The organism is Furfurilactobacillus rossiae DSM 15814 (genome assembly GCF_000428925.1).
In the GTDB taxonomy this organism is placed as follows: Bacteria; Bacillota; Bacilli; order Lactobacillales; family Lactobacillaceae; genus Furfurilactobacillus; species Furfurilactobacillus rossiae.
On record NZ_AUAW01000004.1, the window covers coordinates 74,938 to 93,265 of the forward strand.

Annotated in this window: 23 protein-coding genes; 18 read left to right on the forward strand and 5 right to left on the reverse strand. The window is 42.0% G+C overall.

Translation table 11 applies throughout. From position 1 onward, the window contains the following. Window positions 1-4 precede the first annotated feature (4 nt). Complete coding sequence (locus tag G400_RS14320) at window positions 5-223, reverse strand: FeoA family protein (RefSeq protein ID WP_017262464.1); 219 nt, start codon at window positions 221-223, stop codon at window positions 5-7. Window positions 224-395: 172 nt separating this feature from the next. Between G400_RS14320 and sufC the strand changes: the two genes are divergently transcribed. The 9 genes from sufC to G400_RS0102995 all read left to right on the forward strand — a co-directional run bounded on the left by sufC (window position 396) and on the right by G400_RS0102995 (window position 9,003). Further along, a complete protein-coding gene (gene sufC, locus G400_RS0102955) occupies window positions 396-1,190 on the forward strand; it encodes a Fe-S cluster assembly ATPase SufC (RefSeq protein WP_017262465.1) in 795 nt (264 codons plus the stop codon). A 12-nt stretch (window positions 1,191-1,202) separates the two neighbouring features. Continuing rightward, on the forward strand, window positions 1,203-2,501 hold the full coding sequence (gene sufD / locus G400_RS0102960; RefSeq protein ID WP_017262466.1) for a Fe-S cluster assembly protein SufD: 1,299 nt from the start codon (window positions 1,203-1,205) through the stop codon (window positions 2,499-2,501). Next, complete coding sequence (locus tag G400_RS0102965; RefSeq protein ID WP_017262467.1) at window positions 2,491-3,738, forward strand: cysteine desulfurase; 1,248 nt, start codon at window positions 2,491-2,493, stop codon at window positions 3,736-3,738. The genes sufD and G400_RS0102965 overlap by 11 nt, the downstream gene beginning before the upstream one ends. Beyond that, on the forward strand, window positions 3,716-4,183 hold the full coding sequence (gene sufU, locus G400_RS0102970) for a Fe-S cluster assembly sulfur transfer protein SufU (protein ID WP_017262468.1): 468 nt from the start codon (window positions 3,716-3,718) through the stop codon (window positions 4,181-4,183). Before G400_RS0102965 ends, sufU begins: the two co-directional genes overlap by 23 nt. Beyond that, entirely contained in the window at window positions 4,183-5,589 is a 1,407-nt protein-coding gene (gene sufB / locus G400_RS0102975; protein WP_017262469.1) for a Fe-S cluster assembly protein SufB, read from the forward strand. The genes sufU and sufB overlap by 1 nt, the downstream gene beginning before the upstream one ends. A 41-nt stretch (window positions 5,590-5,630) precedes the next feature. Continuing rightward, a complete protein-coding gene (locus G400_RS0102980; protein ID WP_017262470.1) occupies window positions 5,631-5,957 on the forward strand; it encodes a metal-sulfur cluster assembly factor in 327 nt (108 codons plus the stop codon). A 61-nt stretch (window positions 5,958-6,018) separates the two neighbouring features. Next, the gene (locus tag G400_RS0102985; RefSeq protein ID WP_017262471.1) at window positions 6,019-6,900 is read left to right on the forward strand and encodes a helix-turn-helix domain-containing protein; all 882 of its coding nucleotides are present in this window, start codon (window positions 6,019-6,021) and stop codon (window positions 6,898-6,900) included. A 404-nt stretch (window positions 6,901-7,304) separates the two neighbouring features. Beyond that, a complete protein-coding gene (locus tag G400_RS0102990; protein WP_017262472.1) occupies window positions 7,305-8,357 on the forward strand; it encodes a sensor histidine kinase in 1,053 nt (350 codons plus the stop codon). After that, window positions 8,350-9,003, forward strand: a complete 654-nt coding sequence (locus tag G400_RS0102995) for a response regulator (RefSeq protein WP_017262473.1) — start codon at window positions 8,350-8,352, stop codon at window positions 9,001-9,003. The genes G400_RS0102990 and G400_RS0102995 overlap by 8 nt, the downstream gene beginning before the upstream one ends. Before the next feature lie 138 nt (window positions 9,004-9,141). On the opposite strand, the gene G400_RS14325 is transcribed toward G400_RS0102995, so the two are convergent. The 3 genes from G400_RS14325 to G400_RS0103010 are packed head-to-tail and all read right to left on the reverse strand — an operon-like array spanning window position 9,142 to window position 10,638. Next, a complete protein-coding gene (locus G400_RS14325; RefSeq protein ID WP_017262474.1) occupies window positions 9,142-9,699 on the reverse strand; it encodes a hypothetical protein in 558 nt (185 codons plus the stop codon). A 52-nt stretch (window positions 9,700-9,751) separates the two neighbouring features. Then, window positions 9,752-10,198 (reverse strand): DUF3021 domain-containing protein, encoded by a 447-nt coding sequence (locus G400_RS0103005; protein WP_017262475.1) that lies wholly within the window; start codon window positions 10,196-10,198, stop codon window positions 9,752-9,754. Continuing rightward, on the reverse strand, window positions 10,195-10,638 hold the full coding sequence (locus G400_RS0103010; RefSeq protein WP_017262476.1) for a LytTR family DNA-binding domain-containing protein: 444 nt from the start codon (window positions 10,636-10,638) through the stop codon (window positions 10,195-10,197). Before G400_RS0103010 ends, G400_RS0103005 begins: the two co-directional genes overlap by 4 nt. A gap of 190 nt (window positions 10,639-10,828) precedes the next feature. On the opposite strand from G400_RS0103010, the gene G400_RS0103015 reads away from it, so the two are divergent. The 3 genes from G400_RS0103015 to G400_RS0103025 all read left to right on the forward strand — a co-directional run bounded on the left by G400_RS0103015 (window position 10,829) and on the right by G400_RS0103025 (window position 11,906). Continuing rightward, complete coding sequence (locus G400_RS0103015) at window positions 10,829-11,119, forward strand: hypothetical protein (RefSeq protein ID WP_017262477.1); 291 nt, start codon at window positions 10,829-10,831, stop codon at window positions 11,117-11,119. Window positions 11,120-11,307: 188 nt separating this feature from the next. After that, entirely contained in the window at window positions 11,308-11,628 is a 321-nt protein-coding gene (locus tag G400_RS0103020; protein ID WP_017262478.1) for a hypothetical protein, read from the forward strand. After that, window positions 11,625-11,906 (forward strand): hypothetical protein, encoded by a 282-nt coding sequence (locus G400_RS0103025; protein WP_225351477.1) that lies wholly within the window; start codon window positions 11,625-11,627, stop codon window positions 11,904-11,906. Before G400_RS0103020 ends, G400_RS0103025 begins: the two co-directional genes overlap by 4 nt. A 218-nt stretch (window positions 11,907-12,124) precedes the next feature. Here G400_RS0103025 and G400_RS0103030 read toward each other — a convergent pair whose 3' ends face one another. Continuing rightward, window positions 12,125-12,880, reverse strand: a complete 756-nt coding sequence (locus G400_RS0103030; RefSeq protein WP_017262480.1) for a DeoR/GlpR family DNA-binding transcription regulator — start codon at window positions 12,878-12,880, stop codon at window positions 12,125-12,127. A gap of 228 nt (window positions 12,881-13,108) precedes the next feature. Here G400_RS0103030 and ulaG point away from each other — a divergent pair, with 228 nt between their 5' ends. From ulaG to G400_RS0103060, 6 genes are all read left to right on the forward strand, one after another. Beyond that, complete coding sequence (gene ulaG, locus G400_RS0103035; protein ID WP_017262481.1) at window positions 13,109-14,182, forward strand: L-ascorbate 6-phosphate lactonase; 1,074 nt, start codon at window positions 13,109-13,111, stop codon at window positions 14,180-14,182. A 66-nt stretch (window positions 14,183-14,248) separates the two neighbouring features. Further along, window positions 14,249-14,707 carry a PTS sugar transporter subunit IIA gene (locus tag G400_RS0103040; RefSeq protein ID WP_017262482.1) on the forward strand — a complete coding sequence of 153 codons (459 nt, stop codon included), beginning with the start codon at window positions 14,249-14,251 and terminating at the stop codon, window positions 14,705-14,707. 32 nt (window positions 14,708-14,739) lie between these two features. Then, a complete protein-coding gene (locus tag G400_RS0103045) occupies window positions 14,740-16,230 on the forward strand; it encodes a PTS ascorbate transporter subunit IIC (protein WP_017262483.1) in 1,491 nt (496 codons plus the stop codon). Between the two features lie 43 nt (window positions 16,231-16,273). Next, window positions 16,274-16,576, forward strand: a complete 303-nt coding sequence (locus G400_RS0103050; RefSeq protein WP_017262484.1) for a PTS sugar transporter subunit IIB — start codon at window positions 16,274-16,276, stop codon at window positions 16,574-16,576. Between the two features lie 28 nt (window positions 16,577-16,604). Beyond that, entirely contained in the window at window positions 16,605-17,243 is a 639-nt protein-coding gene (locus G400_RS0103055; RefSeq protein ID WP_017262485.1) for a 3-dehydro-L-gulonate-6-phosphate decarboxylase, read from the forward strand. Window positions 17,244-17,445: 202 nt separating this feature from the next. Then, the gene (locus G400_RS0103060; protein WP_017262486.1) at window positions 17,446-18,318 is read left to right on the forward strand and encodes an L-ribulose-5-phosphate 3-epimerase; all 873 of its coding nucleotides are present in this window, start codon (window positions 17,446-17,448) and stop codon (window positions 18,316-18,318) included. The last annotated feature ends 10 nt before the right edge of the window (window positions 18,319-18,328 follow it).

The window sequence follows — 18,328 nt, forward strand, 5'->3', positions numbered from 1 at the left end:
AACATTAGCGCCTCGTTAAGGTTTGCAACACAGCGTCACGAACACCGATACGTTGGTCATCGAATTCAATGATTACCGGACCGTGAAACGGATAACGGCGCACGACAGTCAGGACAGTGCCTGGTTTGATTCCTAGACGATGAAGTTGTCTAGAGATTCCTTTTTCAAGGTGATCCATGCAATGAACGGTTAACTGTTCATTGACCGAGACCTGTATTTCCATAAGATAACGCCCTTTCTGTGTTGATAATGGTTAAAGATTATCACGAAAGGGTTTTCATAAATATTAGGGAGATGCCTAATATACCGACAGGAATATTCCAGAATATACTTGTTTTAGATATTTGAGATCATGAAATTAATCACAAGAACACAACCGATGGAGGTCAAAGAGAATGTCAACACTCGAAGTTAAGGATTTGCATGTTGAAGTACAAGACGGTGAAAGTGGTGCCGTTAAGGAAATTTTGAAGGGTGTTAATCTCTCCATGAGTACTGGTGAAATTCATGCCATCATGGGACCAAACGGAACGGGGAAGTCGACCTTATCTGAAACCATCATGGGGCAGTCTGCCTACCACGTGACACAAGGTGATATTTTATTGGACGGCAACAGTATCCTTGATATGCCAGTCGATGAGCGTGCCCGTCGAGGCTTGTTCTTGGCAATGCAATATCCAGCTGAAATACCTGGCGTTACTAACGCTGAATTTCTAAGGGCTGCTATTAATGCCCGCCGTCCAAAGGATGACCAAATTTCAGTGATGAGTTTTTTAAAGGAATTAGATAAGAATCTTGACCTCCTTGATATGAATGAAGCAATGACGGAGCGATACTTAAACGAAGGTTTTTCCGGTGGGGAAAAGAAACGGAACGAAATTCTCCAATTATTGATGATCAAACCAGCGTTTGCGCTGTTAGATGAAATTGATTCAGGATTGGATATCGATGCCTTGCAGGTGGTTGCTAAGGGTGTGAACTCCATGCGTGGCGACAATTTTGGTGCCTTAATCATTACGCATTACCAACGTTTGCTAAACTACATTAAACCTGATGTTGTTCACGTAATGATGGGTGGGCGCATTGTCAAAACTGGTGGTGCAGACCTGGCCTTGAAACTTGAAGATGAAGGTTATGCCGGTCTCCGTGATGAGTTTGGCCTGGATGTTGACCTTGTGGATGAAAACTAGGAGGCAGTGATCATGAGTCAAGAAACAATGCCACTGGTTGAAGACACGGTGACAAAGCATGATGAACCCACATGGATGGCCGACAAACGACGAGTAGCAATAGACCAGCTGCCAACGTTGAAGATGCCACGGATTCAGCGATTTGATTACAGGGATTGGCAACTGATGCCGTCTACGGAAATACATTGGCAGTCATCGTCAGCCAGTTTGGCTCAATCCGAGTTAGATGCAACTACCGCAAAAATGGATGATCAACAAATTAGTGTCGTTCAGGTTGGTCAAACAACCACACAAGTTAAGTTGCCAGCCCAGCTCGCTAAGCAAGGTGTCCTAGTGATGGATCTATTCGATGCCATGCGCGAATATCCTGAGTTGGTCAAACCGCATTTAATGACTAATGTTATTAAAACGAATGAAACAAAGCTGACGAGTTACCATATGGCAATGTTAACAAGTGGCATCTTTGTGTATGTACCGCGTGGGGTTGTGGTGAACCAACCAATTGAAGCACATATCATTCAGGACAGCACGAAGACTGACCACCCGTTGATCTCACACGTTTTAATTGTTGCTGAAGCGGGTAGTGAGTTTGCTTTCACCCAACATCTATCAACGGTTGGTGAAGCGGAAAACATTGCAAATTGTTTTGTTGAAATTGACGCTGCTGAAGACAGTCGGGTGCGTTTTTCTTCCCTTGATGCGTTTGGCCCTAAAACGGAGACTTACTTTGAACGTCGTGGATTGGCTGCCACTCATGCAAACATTGACTGGGCGGTGGGGCTACTCAATGATGGTAACACCATTGGTAACATTGATACTAATTTATTAGGCGAAGGCGCAGAAACTGACTCGAAAATGATTGCCATAACAGATGGTACGGCGCGGATGGGCATCAATAATGGGGTCACCAACCGCGGCAAACATTCAGTTGGTAATATTCTGCAACGCGGGGTTCTTTTGGGACAATCACAGTTGGTCTTTAATGGTATCGGTGACATTATTCACGGTGCTTCAGGGGCTAAGGCTGAGCAAGAAAACCGGCTTTTGATGATGTCAAACGAAGCACGCGGAAATGCTAATCCAATTCTACTCATTGATGAAAATGATGTATTGGCGGGTCACGCCGCTAGTGTAGGTCAGGTTGATCAACAGCAACTGTATTACTTGATGAGTCGAGGAATCGACAGACAACAAGCGCAGCGGCTGGTCATTCGCGGCTTTCTCGGGGTCGTTTTGAGTGCGATTCCAGCCAAGACTGTTCGGCAGGAACTAATTACGACGATTGAAAGGAAGCTGACTGATGAAAACTGATATAAGTGATCTACGTGGCGACTTTCCAATTCTTGATCAGCTGGTTAATGATGAACCATTAACGTACTTAGACAATGCGGCAACGGCCCAGAAGCCTAATCAAGTTGTGGCCGCTTTGACACACTTTTATCAAACAGACAATGCCAATGTACATCGTGGCGTTCATACGCTGGCAGAACGTGCAACAGCCGCATATGAAGATGCTCGTCATAAAGTGACTCACTTTATCAACGCTGCTGAGCCTGCTGAAGTAATTTTCACGAAAGGCGCAACGGACAGTCTTAATTTGATCGCTAGTACGTATGGCGAAGCCAATATTGAGGCTGGCGATGAAATCGTGATTAGCATTATGGAACATCACAGCAACCTCATTCCGTGGCAACAATTGGCTTTGCGCAAACATGCGACGTTAAAGTACATTGAGCTGACGCCAACCGGTGAATTAGACATGGCAGACGCTGAGACCAAGATTACGGATAAAACTAAAATTGTTGCAGTGGCTCACGCCAGTAATGTAATGGGAACGGTCAATCCCATTGCTGCGCTGACTAAAATGGCACATCAACATGGGGCCATTATGGTTTGCGACGGTGCTCAAGCGGTGCCACATATGCCTGTTGACGTTCAAGCGCTCGACGTTGATTTTTACGCTTTCTCTGGTCACAAAATGATGGCGCCAACCGGAATCGGTGTTTTGTACGGTAAACGGGATTTGTTGGCCGCAATGCCACCGTATCAGTTTGGCGGCGAGATGATTAATTTTGTTCACAGGTACGAAAGCACCTGGAATGAATTGCCATGGAAGTTTGAAGCTGGCACTCAAAATATCGCTGGTGCAGTGGGATTAGGTGCTGCCATCGATTATTTAGAAAACTTGGGGATGAGCAATGTGCAGGCACATGAGCAGCAATTAGTTAACAGTTTGCTACCTCAGTTGACCGCTGATCGTCAGATTGAGGTTTACGGTCCACATGATCCTGCGAGACATACTGGCGTTATTGCATTCAATATTAAGGGACTGCATCCTCATGATGTTGCCACAGCACTGGATATGGAAGGTGTTGCCGTCCGCGCTGGTCATCATTGTGCACAGCCACTGATGGAAACGCTAGGTTTAGTGGCAACGGCCCGCGCTAGCCTGTATATCTACAATACTCAAGATGATGTGGATCGCTTAATTCACGCGCTGAACGAAACAAAGGAGTTCTTTAGTCATGAGCTTATCAAAGCTGAATAGTTTATATCGGGAAGTCATTTTGGACCACGCTGACCATCCACATCACAAACATGCACTGACCAATGCGACGACAACGATGACTGTGAAAAATCCGACCTGTGGCGATGTTATTAATTTAGATATTGATTTAAATGAGGACGATGTCATTACTAATATTGGCTTTACTGGAGAGGGCTGCACGATTAGTCAATCTTCGGCTAGTATGATGAGCGATGCGGTTCTTGGTAAAACCAAGGATGAAGCGCTTAAAATGGCGAAGACGTTTTCTGATATGGTTATGGGCAAACAGCATGATCAAGCAGATTTAGACGAATTGGATGATGCAGCAATTTTATCCAGTATTGTCAGTTTCCCGGCTCGAATTAAGTGTGCAACGCTGTCCTGGTGGGCGTTACAGCGGGCGTTATTGAGCAATCAACAAGAAGAAAGTGACGGTGAGGCGTAATGTCAGAAACGACTGCAGTACCAGTTAAAGATGAAGACTACGAGTTCGGCTTTCATGATGATATTAAGCCGGCTTACTCCACCGGGCGCGGGTTAACTGAGTCAACGGTCCGCGAAATTTCGGCGGCCAAACATGAGCCGCAATGGATGCTTGATTATCGTTTGAAGGCCTACAAAATTTATCAATCCTTGCCGATGCCAACGTACGGGCCAGACTTATCGGGATTGGACTTGGCCAACATGCACTACTATCAAAAAATGACGGATAAAAAGTATCGTGATTGGGATGACGTGCCGGCAGATTTGAAGAAAACGTTTGACCGACTGGGTGTGCCGGAAGCTGAACGGAATTACTTAGCCGGTTCATCAGCACAGTATGAGTCTGAAGTGGTCTATCACAATATGCGTGACGACTTTGCCAAGTTAGGTATTATCTTTACGGATACGGACACTGCTCTTCGGGAATACCCAGATTTATTCAAAAAATGGTTCGGTAAACTGGTTTCACCCTCGGACAATAAATTTGCGGCGTTGAATGCCGCGGTTTGGTCTGGTGGCTCTTTCATTTACGTGCCTAAGGGCGTGCAAACAAGTACGCCAATTCAATCCTATTTCCGTTTGAATTCGGAGAACTCCGGGCAGTTTGAACGAACCTTAATTATCGTTGAAGAGGGCGCCAAGGTTGATTACGTTGAAGGCTGTACGGCGCCGAATTATTCTTCGGACAGTTTGCATGCAGCAGTCGTCGAGGTGAATGTACAAAAAGACGCCTATTGTCGCTACACAACGATTCAGAACTGGTCGGACAACGTTTACAGTCTTGAGACGAAACGTGCAGCTGCCGCTGAGAATGCCACGATGGAATGGGTTGACGGTAACCTCGGTTCAAAAGTGACAATGAAATATCCGAGTGTGTACCTGAACGGTGAAGGTGCTCGGGGCACCATGCTGTCCATTGCGGTCGCCAGCAATCACATCTTGCAGGATTCCGGCGCCAGAATGATCCACAACGCGAAAAACACCTCTAGTTCAATCGTCTCAAAGTCGATTTCAAAGACAGGTGGCGCGACAAACTATCGAGGAACTGTGCGGTTTGGCAAACATTCAGACGGTTCTCTAGCGCATGTGGAATGTGACACCATCATCATGGACGATCAGTCGAAATCAGACACAATTCCATACAATGAAATCAATAATGCCAACGTTTCAATGGAACATGAAGCAAAGGTTTCTAAGATCTCTGAAGAACAATTGTACTATCTGATGAGCCGTGGTATTTCCGAAGAAAAAGCCACTGAAATGATCGTCATGGGCTTCGTTGAGCCCTTTACTAAAGAGTTACCGATGGAATATGCCGTGGAATTAAACCGTTTGATCAGTTTCGAAATGGAAGGGTCGATTGGTTAGTGGAACTTGTGACTATTGAAATGAAAAGATGAGGGCAGCGAATGTTAAGAGAAGCAGCGAAATTATCAAAGACGGAAACAGCGGTTATGACAGCACTCGCTGACGTGATTGATCCCGAATTAGGAATCGACATGGTGAATTTAGGTCTCATTTACAACGTAACAGTTGTTGACGGTCATTGTGACATCGCCATGACGCTGACCACTATGGGTTGTCCGCTGGGGAATATGTTAGATGATGCCATCACGGAAGCGGCGCTGTCAGTTGACGGTGTTACTGAATGTGATATTCACCTCGTGTGGGAGCCAGCATGGAACATGGGGATGATGACCCGTTATGCCAAAGTGGCATTGGGCATTCATGAATAAAATGGTGTGACGCGCGTCCAAAATGAAGTCCCACATTAAACGATGACAGAAAGGTGCCAAAATGGAGACACAAGTGTTTGTTCAACGGCGCAAAGCCCTTAAAATTTCACAAGTTAAATTGTGCCAGGGAATTTGCACGCAGGCTACTTTGAGTAAGTTTGAAAGTAATCGTCGTGTGCCGGCCTTGTCGATCTTGAGTAAACTGTGTGTTCGTTTGGGCATGACGGTAGACGACTTATATCAAGGGGAGTCGACCGCCGTTGAGTTACAAACAAAGTTAGATGCAATTGAGCGCGAATTGATGGTCGAAAACTATCAGGGTGTACTCAAACGTCTCGCCAAAATTGATGCCAAACAGATTGATGCGCTGAATAGTAAGATGCAGTTGTGTTATTTGCGCGGTATTGTAAATGCCCTGATTAATCGGCAGCCAGATGACATTCTCTTTGACTTTTCACAAATTCTAAATGATTTGGATGAAAAGCATCAAACGATTTTCACGCAGTTGGCCTTTTTGGGATCGGGCATTATGTATGATCGTCATCAACAGCAAAAGCAGGCGTCATTTTACTTTGACAAGGTGTATCAGTACATTCGGCTAAATCAACACACGGCACTGGGGGATGAAAACCAATACTATCTTCGGGTGCTGACGCTCATTTTCTTTACGGCAGAATTTTATACCGCTCAGCAAAACTATCGGCGCAGTAATTGGCTGATTGAAGCAGGTTTGAAAATTTGCTGTGACGAGCGGGTGACATATTACTTGCCGCGCATTAAATTTCTGGCCGCACAAAATGCAATTAACTTGCGGCATGATGCCACGGAAATTCAGCAATTGTTAGACGAGACCTTGGCCTTTGCCCGGATTAACCGCAATGAGGTTGTTCAGGTGAAGTTGGCGGCCTTAAAATGCCAATTTAAACAACAATGTAGTAACTAGCAGAACAGACAGCAAAAAAGACGGCGATGGCAGGCTCCGATTTGGAGTAGATCATTGCTGTTTTTTGTTTGCGACGTATCTATTTAGAGAAACGATACATAAACCGTGTCGATTGGGATTACAAGAGCCTTTTAGACTGCGCACAACCCAATAAAAAGTGCAACTTAATCGTCGGTAAGCGTTTACAAATAGTCTGTATATGTTAAGCTATTTTATATTAATGTGACCGTATAAAGACGGTCGTGCTCGGGGATTATAGTTCATTTCTTGTGAAATAGTGAACTATTCTAATCAAAAGGTTTAGATGTTATCGGAGTTCAGCCCTCTCCTCTTGAGCGATTTTAGTTAGTGTGCGAAACAGCATGGTAACAGTCGTTTAATGTGTGTTTGAAGGGGGTTATTTTGTGTTTGATAAAGATCAATTGATTCATAAATACTTTGAACAGGCACCTGAGGCAATTTTGATCTTTCAGGACGACGAATTAATTGCCAGTAATGCCCTGGCACAAACTTTGGAGAATAAGTTAAACTTTTCGCCTCAGTACTTGATTGAAATTGTTCAAGCAACGTTATGGCGTAATCGTGATCGAAGCGGCTGTCAACGTTGTCAGGTGATGAATTCAACGACAGACTTTTCAATGCCTGTATTGTCTCAGTGCACCGACAGTCAACTCACAAATTATGCTATGACTTACACGGTACTTGATGCCGCTTCTAACACATTTGCATTGACACTTAAAAGTTGTGGTGCCATCGATCGTGTGAATATGCTGGCTGACCGACGCAAACAGAATTGTGCGATCAATGATGCTCAGGAACAAGCGCGCAAAACGATTTCTGCAGATCTCCATGACAGCATTGCACAGGGCGTCTACGCCGCTATAATGGGCGTGCGTAAATTAAACGAACCCTGCTGTTGTGAGTGTGCCAGCGTGATGCACAAACGGACAGGAATCATTGAAGCACAATTACGTGATACATTGCGTGAAGTAAAGGACATGGCAATCAACATTCGGCCATCGGTATTGGATGCCTTTGGGCTAGTTGAAGCGTTTAAAACACTGGCGGAACGAATTGAGACGGCGACTGGTGTTACGATTACGGTGGCTGGCAATGCGACTGGCGATAATTTAACCCCAGCGGTTCAAAATACGTTATATCGAATTGCTCAAGAAGCCATCAATAATGTGTTGAAACATGCTGAGGCGACTGAAGTTCTCCTTTTGTTTGTGGCACATCAACATTATGTATCACTGCAAATTATTGATAATGGTGTTGGATTCGAAGTGGCCAATCACCAAGCGTTTAACGGTCATTCATTAGGGCTACATGATATGTCAGATCGAATTAAAGCGTTAAACGGTGTTTTTGAAATTGACTCAAAACTTGACGTTGGCACCACAATTACCGTCAAGTTTCCGATTAAGGTGATGGAAGGAAGTCTTCCAGATGCTTAGTGTCTTAGTAGCAGACGATCATGCGGTTGTTCGCTCTGGACTGACTTATTTAATCAATAAACAGCCCGGGTTAAGGGTGGTTGACGAGGCCGCGACTGGAACTGAAGCATCTTTGCGCGTAGAAGAAGGTGGCATTGACATTTTGGTCATGGATCTCAGCATGCCGCCCGGTGAAAATGGCTTGGTGACAACGAAACGTTTGCATGACGCGTTTCCCAAGACTAAAATTCTGATTTTATCAATGCACGATGAACGAACTTATATTAATCAGGCTATCAAAAATGGTGCGATGGGATACGTGCTTAAAAGCTCACCCGACACAGAGGTTATTCGCGGATTGACAGTTATTGCGAGCGGGAAGAAATATCTCGATAGTAATATCAAAATGACGGCATCAGATATCGATAAAATTAACCCGGATGCCACTGATGTAGAACTTGGCAGCTATCAAGCATTGTCAAAACGTGAACGAGAGGTTCTGCCGCTGATAGCACTCGGATACTCGAATAAGGAAATTGCTACCAAACTGTTCATTTCGACAAAAACTGTCGAGGCACACAAGGCCAATATTATGCGCAAACTGGATATCCATGTTCATGTCGACTTAGTACGTTATGCGATTAAGCATCATTTGATTGAATTCTAAATGATGAGATTGACTGACGGAAATGCATTAGTAGCTGAAAAGCTTAAAAATGTTACACGTGAAACCGAAATACAGTTTAGTCATCTAAAAAGGCTTGAATAATTGACCTAATTGGTCGAGTTCTCAAGCCTTTTTTAGTCATTGTTGATGACGTGCAATTCGTGCCGCACGTCTACGTTGGTGGCGTTGTTCACGTTCTGCGTGCCGGTTTTCATGTAGTGTCATAGTTTTAGCCATTGCTTCTGGATATTGTCTTTTAGCACGTAACCAAACTAATCCGCGTTGAACCAGTAATGTGATGCCAAGATACAACAAGATGGTTGCATTACTGCCGTGCCAAGACAGGCCGGCTAAAGAATGGATGAATAAACTAACTATCCATAAGACAATCGTTTCCCAGCTACCTTGTCTCATGACTGTGCCAGTTTTATCAATCCACAGGTGGTAAGAAAGTGTTCGTAGATAACCAAATAAGAAAGCACTGATTAAGGATCCTAAAACGAATAGTCCCGCACCTGCTGTAACGATCAAATGATCGTGCGTGATGGCATCAGCAACTGAAGCAGCACCAAACAAAATCAAGAAAAGATACAGCGTTAAATTGAGTTGGATTCGATGTGGGGACAATTGACGTTTGAGTACGGCATATAGTGCAAAAAGTGCCAAGATGATATTAGTAAATGCGATATTTTGCATGTTAGCTCCGATTTGTTTTGTTTAGACAGGAGAATTATGGTGATTACAGGTTTCAATCATGTAATTTTGCGTTAAAGGCGCGGACTTCGTGACGGGCCGTAATCATGGAAGTCAACCAAATGATGAAGTAAACGATGACAAAAATGAGGGTGAAAAACGAAAGCCAGAAGAAGTTTAAAGGGAACCAACCACAGAGAATGGCCAGCGGGGTGAAACCTACATAGGTAATTAGAAAGTGGACTATTGTTTGTTTAGTAATGCTCCATTGGTCTACTTCAAACGCCAAGCTAGAAATTGCGAATACACATCCGATCAAGGCCCAAAGTAATGCAGAAACGGCGGTGGCTGAGGTAGATGAGGAGAAATGTGACATGAAGGTGGGCGCGGAAGGCGCGTAGTCTTTGCTCTGATAAATAAATGCAAAGGTTAAGCTGATTAGGAAACCAGTTGTAATACCAATGGTTATGCCCCGAAGAAGATAGCTAATTAATTTTTTCATGAGAGCAACTCCTTTCTAATTTCACGCGTGTATCTTCGTGAAGTGTACGTTTGTTGACCGTCACGTAAAATGATTTGGTACATTCCGGTTGGTGTTAGAACAAATTCCTTGATCCAGGCTATGCGAATGATTTCACTACTTGAAGTTCGAATAAATAAATTATGTGGTAGCGTACTAGCGAGCTCATAAATACGTTGATGTAGTTCGTACTCACCATCAGGTGTCTGACAAATAACACGTTTGCCGCTGGTTTGAATGCGATTAATCTCTAAAACGGAGATCATTTTACGTTTGGTGTCGCGGTAGCCAGTTAGATTTAGCGAATTAGATAATTGTTGAATTTCATCACTTAATTGGACAAGCTGTGGCGTTTTCTCAGCGGCGTGGATGGTGATGAATGGTTCTAAAATTGTTGAAATGATTTCAAAATTTATTTTCACCGTAAGCACTCCCTTCTGTTGAATTAACCATACGCAGAAATTGCATCACTGTCATGTCTTTACTGACAAACGGTCAGTTTGACAGGATAAATGGTCATTAATTTTATGTTAACCGTTTGGATTTTCAGGCAAAATCAAAGAAAGATTAGCATCATGTCTGTTAGACTGGATAACAGGAAGGGTGAACAGAATGACTCCACAAAAATTGTTGCGGCACGTTAATCGCATCACCGAATCGGGCAAGAAAAAGTTACTGGTTGTGATTAATCCGTTGCGCGTGTATGAATTTGGTTTAAGCACACAACCATATGTTGAGGACAACATCGAGTGGTTCACTGGGGATATGCGGCGCGTTGTTAAAGTTTTATCGGATCACGATATTCCGTCAGATTTTTTGGAACAGCGTGATGGTAAAATCGACGAACCGCACCAGGTGTACAGTTATCAACTGGATGAAATTAAGCGACGACAGATGAAGTAAACTAGGAACTGTAGTGCGCGAATGTTTTTAGAAAATCGATAAATGTAAAACGCGGAATTCCGATTTATTTCAAAATCTGAATTCCGCGTTTTCTTTTTATCAACTTGTTGTGAATGAAAAAGTGACGTAATTTCGATAGTCCAGGAGGGCCTGAGCTGATATGCCTTAACTGAAGGAAGTGGTTTAAGATGCAAGTGGTATTTGACAAGGCGGGTTGCAAGTCTTTTTTCAAGAAGTTCAGAAGCCAGCAGCATCAGATGCAAACAGAAATTTTAGAAGCTGTTGATGAAGAGATCAATAGCGGTATGAGCAAAACTAAAATTGCCGCTCATGAGCGAATTAACGGGCGTTCCATTCATGAGTTTCGTCTAAATTTGGGCACGGTTGGTTCGGCTCGGGTGGCCTTTTATGCTAACAATCAATTAGCAACGGTGTTATTCATATCGACCGATTTACAAAAACGAACATTCACTGACGAATTGGAACGATTTTTGAAGGAGCGAGGATGATGCGTTTAATTCCAGTTAAACAGGCTGAAAATATCCTGAAACAGGTGTGCAAACCTGGCAAAAATATCGCAATTGTGTTGTTAACGCGTAAAAAAGATCGCTCATTAAAGATTGAACGGTCGGAGCACTTACTGACTGTGACTGAGCAGGGGTACCGAAATGAAACGAAATACATTTCGTTTGATAATCATGAAGGTAAGGTGATATTGCGACAGGCCTTTAAACGTGAGTTTCCTAGAAGTCATGAGGTATACATAAATAGTCATTGGCACGATTAAAAAGTCTTTTACATATTCTGATTGATTGTGTAAAAGACTCTTTTAGAGATGCTCTTTAAAATTTGCAAGCTTTTATCCCAAAGAATCAGAAGAAAAGCGATGTTTTTGAAGTGAAAATATTTTATAAACGTCTTATCAAGAAAGTTGTGACCTTTTAAAACTAAGACCAACAGTACTTTTTTAATGAGTTACTAACCGAAGCTATTGGTATATATACATCAGGGCACTTGAATAACTTCAATGCCCTTTTTTTTGAATTGATAAAGAATTTTGTCTGGGACGAATGTGTCGGTTATAAGCAGGTCAATGTCAGTTATATTGGCAATCGTAAAATTTGAAAAAACGCCGAATTTTGTGTGATCTGCAAGTAACATGAGTTTACGTGAATTTTTCACGATGTTTCGATTTACTGTCGCTTCTTCTATTGACGGTGTTGAAATTCCTTGATCGAAGCTAATGCCGGCACAACCGATAATCCCCCAGTCTGATCTCATACTTAGAAAAGTGTGGTTGGCAATATCGCCACTCATAATGCCAAACTTTGACGCGTTCCCACCGGATAAAATTAGGGTTCCGTTAACATCATCAGTTAAATGTTTGACCGCACCCCCATTATTAGTAACAACAAAAGTCTTTTTTTGTAGAACTTGCGGCACGCTATACATGGCGGTTGTGCTTGAGTTAACAAAGACGATGTCGTTGTCGTGAATTAGCTTTGCGGCTTCCAAACCTAAATGGGATTTAATTTTTTCTCTTTCGTTAGGACCAACAACTTCTCGAGAAGTCAGACGAATGATTCCCATCTTTTGACTGACTTCACTCCTGGTGGATAAAACATTGCAATCACGCCGGACAGTCATTTCCGAAACACCGAGATTCTGGCTCAGTTCTGTTATTGACATCGTATTGTGCTTCTTAAGAAGCTGAAGAATTTCTTTACGGCGTTCTGTTATGTTTTTGTAAGAATTCCGCATGATTACAATCTCCCAATTATTTTATTAACTGTCATAATGTTATTTTAACAAATAAAAGCTTGTTTTTAACTAATATTAGGTTGAAATGTCATATAAAACGGCTAAAAAAGTTTAAAAGCAACGCATTTATTGAAAATTATCATATAGGACTATTGAATTAACATTTCAAAGAAGCAATAATGAAAGCGCAAACAAGATGATAACAACAATGTTTAGGAGGATTTACTTATGGCATCACCAGAAAATATTAAGGATGTTACACCAGAAATTTTTGCAAAAAATAACTTTCCGGAATGGGGACACTATCTTAATGAGGAAATCGCCAATTATGATGTACCGGCTGATAGCTTTCGTTTGTGGTGGACTGGCTGTATGGGATTTTGGCTAAAGAGTCATGAAGGAACAAATATTATTGTTGATGTATGGAATGGCACCGGTAAACATAGTCATGGCGATGGAAAAATGCGTAAAGGACACCAAATGATGCGGATGGCAGGTGTTGAGGCACAACAACCTAATTTGCGTAATCGCCCGTATGTTATTGATCCGTTTTCCTTTAAAGATATTGATGCCCTTTGCGTAACTCACACGCACCATGATCATTTAGATATCTATACAGCGGCTTGTGTAAATAAAAACTGCCCCAAAGCCAAATTCATCGGACCACAAGGTGTTGTGGATGAATGGATTCAATGGGGAATTCCAAAGGAAAAAACAATCGTCGTTAAGCCTGGTGATGAAATTAGTGTTGGTGCAGTTAAAGTGAAAGCACTGGAGTCATTTGATCGAACGGAGCTTGTCACCGAAGATGACCCCAATGTTGTTCTTAAAGGCACAATGCCACGCAATATGGCAGAAGTGTCCGTTAATTATTTGTTTAAAACCTCTGGCGGAAATTTGTATGATGCTGGCGATTCACATTTTTCCAACACCTTTGTGAAGCATGGTAATGAAAATAAAATCGATGTGGCATTATGTGCATACGGGGAAAACCCTCGTGGAATTACAGATAAGTTAGATGATTCGCAAGTTCTACGAATGTCAGAGGATTTACGAACCAATGTTGTTATCCCAATGCACTGGGATATCTGGAGCAATTTCTTCACAGATCCTAAGGACATTATTGCCTTATGGGAGCGTAAGAAGTATCGCCTACATTATGACTTTAAACCCTTTATTCTTCAAGTTGGCGGCGGATTTAGTTATCCACAAAATAAGGATGATTTCGAATACATGTATGATCGTGGTTTTCATGATGCATTTAAACACGATCCCGATCTACCATTCCCAGAACTGCTTTAGTCAATAATTTGATTCAACACTGTTGGTTCGTGAATTCACAATTGGTTGGGAAGGAAGGATTGACTGATGCTACGCTACTTTCTAGAAAATGATTTAGTTAATATTACGAATAAACATCCAGATAATTGGGAAGATGCGATTCGTGTTAGTGGAGAAGTTTTAAAAAATAATGGGCTTGTTAATGACGTGTATATCGAACAAGTTATTTCAGATGTTAAGCAGTATGGGCCATACATTGTGATTGTGCCCGGTGTTGCTATGCCACATTCTTCTGCTCGGAACAAAGGTGTGCTCGGTACTGGAATTGGTTTAACTATTATGCCAGATAAGGTTTCCTTTGAAGAGGGTAATCCAGATAAAGAAGCTAAGCTTTTCTTCATGTTAGCGGCTAAAGACTCAGACACTCATGTGAAGAACATAGCAAGCCTGTCGGACATGTTGATGGAAGATGAGATGATTGATGACTTAATGACTGTTAAATCAATGGATGATTACAAAAATGTTATGAAGAAACACAATATGTGAGCACCTCAAATGAAAAAATGGGTGAGTAAACTATGAATGCAGTATTGAATGTTTTAATGGCCATTTGGGAGTACTTTGCGACGAATATTCTGGAACAGCCTGCGTTTATGATTGGTTTTATCGTGCTGATTGGATATGTTCTAGAAAAGAAAAAATGGTATGAGGTACTGTCAGGTTTCCTGAAGGCTACAATTGGATACTTTATACTATCGGCAGGTTCAGCTGGGTTAGTCAATTCGTTCAGACCGATTTTAGTAGGACTGAAAGCACGTTTCCACTTGGCCGCGATGGTCACCGACCCTTATTTTGGGCAAAATGCTGTCACTGTTGGGATTATGAAGCAGTTTGGTAGGTCTTTTGCCGACACCATGTTACTGCTGCTTTTAGCGTATATCATCAACATTTTGCTCGTTCGTTTCCAAAAGATTACTAAAATGAGAGCTGTCTTTACTACTGGGAACGTACAAGTGCAACAGGCTGCAACTGCCTTTTGGATTTTTCTATTTTGTTTTCCGCACTTAGGTAGATTACCAATTCTAGCCATCATGAGTGTTGTTTTAGGATTGTACTGGGCCGTTGGATCAAATCTTACGGTTGGAATCACACAGGAGCTGACTGATGGTGCTGGTTTTGGTATTGCACATCAACAAATGTTTGGTATTTTTATTTTTGCTAAATGGGCTGAATGGATGGAAAAGCGTGGCAAGAGAAAAGGGAAAAAGGAAACTAAACGACTGGAAGACATTGAATTACCAGGATGGTTGTCCATCTTCAATGACAACATGGTGTCAACTGCTGTACTAATGATCTTTTTCTTTGGGATAATTCTAATTATTCTTGGAACACCATACTTAACAAAGGCTGGTTTTATGAAGCCTGGTCAAAGTTTCATTTTTTACATTTTACAAACGTCAATGATGTTCGCCGTCTATCTGGCAATTTTGCAATTGGGTGTACGGACTTTCGTTAACGAATTAACTGAATCGTTTACAGGAATTTCTGATCGTTGGCTACCTGGTTCTGTGCCTGGTATCGATGTTGCGGCTACTTTGGGATTTGGTTCTCCTAACGCAGCAACCATTGGTTTTATGTTTGGTGCACTGGGGCAATTCTTAATGATTATTCTTTTAATCGTCTTCCATTCACCGACAATTGTTATCGCTGGTTTTATCCCACTATTCTTTGATAATGCTGCAATTGGCGTCTTTGCCAATAATCGCGGTGGGTACAAGTATGCAATGATTGCACCGTTTATATGTGGGTTAATTCAAGTTTCAGGATCAGCGTTTATCGCAACTTGGATTGGTATGGCACAGTACGGAGGCTATATTGGAATGTTTGATTGGGCAACAGTATGGCCACTGGCGACCGTAATTATGAAGTATCTTGGGTACGTTGGAATTGCTGTCGTTATTATTATTTTTCTTGCTATTCCACAGTTGGAATACCGTAGCGATCCCAAAGGCTACTTCTTAATTGTTAAAGATTATGATGCATGGAAAAGAATGCATAACAAAGCCTAGATTGCGTAATTTTTATTCAATGAATTTATAGGAGGAACTACTTATGAAAGTTTTGTCTGCGTGTGCGAATGGTTCTGGCACGAGCCTAATGTTGTTGAGAACGGCAACGAAAGCCTTAAAAGAGATGGGATATGAGGTTACACAGGCTGACCATACGTCCGTTTCGGAGGCTAAGGGGACAGCCAGAAACTATGATGTCGTGTTCACATCATTACCTTTTATAAAGATGTTCAAGGAAGTTGAAGATCGTGGCGGCACTGTAATTGGTATTAAGAATGTAATGTCCAAACAGGAAGTTGAGGACGCAGTTAAAGACTCCAGCTTGTCAGAGAAGTTTGGCAAATAATGATCATCGTTAGCAAGGAGAAAAGAAAATGAATAAACCAATGTTACAAGTCGCACTTGATACAGATACGACAGCTCAGGCACTAACTGTTGCACGGAAAGTAGCCGATGTTGTTGATGTTGTTGAAGCGGGAACTTTGTTGATTTATCAAGAAGGTATGAGCGCCGTAAGTGATCTTCGAGCCATCGCACCAGATAAAATCATTTTAGCTGATGCCAAAGTAGCTGATGCTGGTGGACATGTCGGAAAAGTTGCAACAAATGCAGGTGCGGATTGGATGACTTGTATTAATGCGGCAACTGTGCAGACGATGGCACAAGCACAAAATGAAATTGAGGTTCAAGTGGAGTTATACGAAGGCTGGGATGATAAAAAGAGGGCACAGGCGTGGCTCGACAATGACATTGATCAGGTTGTTTATCATCAAAGTCGTGATGCTAAGGCTGCCGGTCAGGTTTGGGGAGAAAAAGACTTGGCTTCAGTAAAATCTCTGATTGATATGGGTTTTAAAGTTTCTGTAACTGGCGGTGTGGAACCGGAAATCTTAAAGCTATTTAAGGGAGTGCCGGTCTATACATTTATTGCTGGTCGTGCAATTCATGGCGCAGATGATCCACATGCAGCGGCACTGGAATTTAAAAAAGAAATTGATCGCATTTGGTCTTAACATGATGGTTAAAGCTTAAATGCAAGATTACGCTAGGCAAATCAGTCTGTTTTTGCGTGCTAGATATTCCTAGAGTAGACACAAAAGACGTAATCTCATGTAAAAATATGGGACTACGTCTTTATTTTACAAATAAACGTTAATTTTAAAGAAAATTATCATAAAAAGTATAATGGTTATGCATGAAAGAGAGGCATAAAACGTGACAACTAATGCTTTGGGAATTTATGAAAAAGCATTGCCCCAGAATATGTCGTGGGAAGACAAGTTCAAATTAGTTCACAATTTAGGTTATAACTTTTTGGAGTTTTCAATTGATGAAAGCAATGAACGGTTATCACGGTTAGATTGGTCAAAACAAGAACGGGCCGAATTTCGACAGGTAATGTGGGCAACAAATAGTCGAATCAACACGTTGATGTTATCCGGTCATCGACGATATCCATTGGGATCAAGAGATCCCAATGTTCGAAGAAAGTCATTGGAAATCATGCAAAAAGCAATCGATTTGGCGGTGGATTTGGGAATAAGCAATATTCAATTAGCCGGCTATGATGTTTTTTATGAACCCAAAACGCCGCAATCACATGAATTTTTTCTTGAAAACCTTCAGAAATGTGTAGATATGGCGGCTAAGAAGCTTGTAATGCTATCCATTGAGACAATGGATGATCCATTTTTAAATTCAATGCAGAAAATTGCGCACGTCAAGACGCAGATAAAGAGTCCGTGGTTGCAAGGTTATCCAGACCTAGGCAATATTTCTGCTTGGCCGGAAAATGACGTGGTTTACGATTTAGAGAATAATATTGAAGATATTGCGGCAGTTCATTTAAAGGATACCAAGCGAGTAACACCGACATTTAAAGGCCAATTTAAGGAAGTACCATTTGGCGATGGTGATGTGGATTTTGAAGGATGTTTAAAGACACTAAAACGATTGGATTACTCTGGCAGTTTTACGGTAGAAATGTGGACGGAGTCAGCAAGCGACCCAATTAGAGAAGTCGGTAAAGCAAAAGCGTTTTTTGATGCACTGTTTGCAAAAGTTGGCATCGAACAGGAAAAGATTTAAGCATACGGTC